The sequence below is a fragment of the Burkholderia sp. WTPI3 genome (assembly GCF_021483755.1).
Lineage (GTDB): Bacteria > Pseudomonadota > Gammaproteobacteria > Burkholderiales > Burkholderiaceae > Burkholderia.
Map to the genome: position 1 here is coordinate 1 of NZ_JAGIXF010000194.1, position 2,925 is coordinate 2,925.

The window sequence follows — 2,925 nt, forward strand, 5'->3', positions numbered from 1 at the left end:
CGGCCGTGGCTGCATGGGGCCTGGCCGGCGTGCCGTGGTTCGCGCGTGTCTGCAGCTGCGCCTGCACGGCGGGGGCCGCGGCGGGCGCGGCGGCGTCGCCATTGTCGGCGGTGCCCGCATCGTCGGCGGACTTGTCGTCGTCATCGCCGGGATGCCTGGTGCCGGTGGCCGGCGTCGACGACGCGTGTTTCGTCGCGGTATCCGGCTTGCTGCCGTTCGCCGTGTCGTGCCGCGTGACGACGCTGTGCTTCAGCGTCTGCGCGAACGGCGCGGCGGCCGGCGCGATCGCGGCATCGTTGCCGGCGGACGAACCCGCGCCGCGGACGGCGCCGAGTGCGGCGCTCGCGGTGTCGATCAGCGCGCCGAGCAGGGGAAGGGGAGGCATGGCGATTCTCTCGTTCGAAGGCGATGGACGGTTATGCCGATCGGGCCGCGTCGGCCCGCATGCGCAGCATCTTCGCGGCGTGCTCGTCGGCGTCGCGTTGCTCGCGCTTCGCCTCGCGCTGCGTTTCCTGCGCGACGCCGCGCGCCTGCAGGATTTCGTATGAGCCGACGGTGCGCTTCTTCTGTTGCCAGTTCGGGCGCGCTTCGTCGATGCGCGCTTCGGCGGCGGCCAGCACGTTGCGCTGCTGCGTGATCGCCGTGTCGAGCGTATCGATGAACGCCTGGAAATTGCGCCAGTTGCCGGCCGGCATGCCGTGCTGCGCGGACTGCGCGAAGTTCGCGTGGTATTCGTCGCGATAGCGCAGCAGCGCGTCGAGCTGCTCGGCGGCCGAGGCGCGCTCGCGCTGCGCGGTGCCGAGCTGCTTCGCGGCCGTGTCGAGGTCTTCCTGCGCACGGTCGAGCAGCAATTGAAGGGGAAAGCCGTGTGCCATCGGGGTCAGCCTCCGTATACGTCGAACAGCGCATCGAGCGCGGTGAGGCTGGACGCGAACGGCGCGCATTCGCGAAAGCCCTGCTGCAGGAACGATTCGATGCGCGGATAGAGCGCGATCGCGCGGTCGAGCTGTGCGTCGCGGCCGGGCGCGTACGCGCCGACCGCGATCAGGTCGCGATTGCGCTGGTAGCGCGACAGCATCTGCTTGAACTGCCGCACGCGGTCGAGATGCTTTTCGTCGATCAGCGCGGTCATCGCGCGGCTGATCGACGCCTCGATGTCGATCGCCGGATAGTGGCCGGCCTCTGCAAGCGCGCGCGACAGCACGATGTGGCCGTCGAGAATGGCGCGCGCCGAATCGGCGATCGGGTCCTGCTGGTCGTCGCCTTCGGTCAGCACCGTGTAGAACGCGGTGATCGAGCCGCCGCCTTCGGGGCCGTTGCCGGTGCGTTCGACGAGTGCGGGCAGCTTCGCGAACACCGACGGCGGATAACCCTTGGTCGCGGGCGGCTCGCCGATCGCGAGCGCGATCTCGCGCTGCGCCATCGCGTAGCGCGTGAGCGAATCCATCAGCAGCAGCACGTGCTTGCCCTGGTCGCGGAAATACTCGGCGAGCGACGTGGCATACGCCGCGCCCTGCATCCGCAGCAGCGGCGACACGTCGGCCGGCGCCGCGACGACGACCGAGCGCGCAAGTCCGTCCTCGCCGAGGATCTGTTCGATGAATTCCTTCACTTCGCGGCCGCGTTCGCCGATCAGCCCGATCACGATTACTTCCGCGCTCGTGTAGCGCGCCATCGTGCCGAGCAGTACCGACTTGCCGACGCCGGAGCCCGCGAACAACCCCATCCGCTGCCCGCGGCCAACGGTGAGCAGCGCGTTGATCGCGCGCACGCCGACGTCGAGTACGTGGTGGATCGGCTCGCGATCGAGCGGGTTGATCGACGGCGCCGACAGCGGTGCGTCGGCGTTCGAGCCGAGCGGGCCGAGGCCGTCGAGCGGGCGGCCCGATGCGTCGACGACGCGCCCGAGCATCTTCCAGCCGACCGGCAGCCGCTTGGCGCCCGCGAGCGGGTCGGTGACGGGCGCGTTCTCGAGCGGCCACACGCGCGCGCCGGGCAAGACGCCCGCGACGTCGGTGGTCGGCATCAGGAACAGGCGGTCGCCGGAGAAGCCGACGACTTCCGCTTCCGCGTGCGGCAGCGTGCTGCCTGGGGGCAATTCGATCGTGCATTCGGCGCCGACCGACAGGCGCAGCCCGATCGCCTCCAGCACGAGGCCGGCTGCACGCGTGAGGCGCCCGCACGGGCGCAGCGGCAGCGCGCGCTGACTACGCTCGGCGAGCCCGTTCAGGTGCGAGCGCCACTGTGCGAGATGCGGATTGTGCGGTGCGCGTGGCGCGTCGTCGGGCGTGCTGCCCGCGTGCGGCTTCGCATGGCGGGCGGGGTCGTGCGCGCCGTCGGGGCCGAACGACGCGAGCGCGAGTTCGCGCTCCAGCGGCGTCATGCCGTCGTGCGCGAACGACTCGGGCACACGCGTCACCACGCGCCCACCTTGCCGATTGCGGCGGCGACGCGCTGCCAGCGCGTGGGCAGCGTCGCGTCGACTTCGCCGGTGGCCGCATGCGCGCGGCAGCCGCCGCGCTCGATCGACGCATCGGTACGCACGCTCCAGCCGAGCGTATCGAGATCGTCCTGCAGATAGGCTTCGACGACGGGCAGGTCGGCCGGGTTTACCGCGAGATGCGGCGCGCCGGACAGTGCCGGCTCGGCGGCGAGCACGTCGCGCACGGCCGCGACGAGTGCGGCGGGGTCATGCTTCACGTGCTGGCGCACGACTTGCTGCGCGATGTCGAGTGCGAGCTGCGCGAGGTCGGCCGCGAGATCGTGCCCGGCGTTCGACACGGCTTCGCGAAACGACGCGGCGAGGGCCGCGAGCTGCGCCGCCTGTTCGCGCGCTTCGGCCTGGCCGGCCTCGAAACCCTGCGCGTGGCCCTGCTCGAAACCGGCCTGGTAGCCGCGTGCCTGGCCTTCGACGGGACCGGTCGC

The 2,925-nt window shown here is 71.5% G+C and carries 3 protein-coding genes and 1 pseudogene; all 4 read right to left on the reverse strand.

The window, feature by feature from the left end; translation table 11 throughout:
- A pseudogene (locus J7024_RS36670) lies at positions 1 to 385 on the reverse strand (flagellar hook-length control protein FliK); the annotation flags it as partial.
- 31 nt (positions 386 to 416) lie between these two features.
- Positions 417 to 875: a flagellar export protein FliJ gene (gene fliJ / locus J7024_RS36675; protein ID WP_124828154.1), complete on the reverse strand. Its 459-nt coding sequence runs from the start codon at positions 873 to 875 to the stop codon at positions 417 to 419.
- A gap of 5 nt (positions 876 to 880) precedes the next feature.
- A complete protein-coding gene (gene fliI / locus J7024_RS36680; protein ID WP_124828153.1) occupies positions 881 to 2,422 on the reverse strand; it encodes a flagellar protein export ATPase FliI in 1,542 nt (513 codons plus the stop codon).
- On the reverse strand, positions 2,416 to 2,925 hold a 510-nt coding region (fliH, locus tag J7024_RS36685), incomplete at its 5' end, for a flagellar assembly protein FliH (RefSeq protein WP_234746035.1). The genes fliI and fliH, both read right to left, overlap by 7 nt.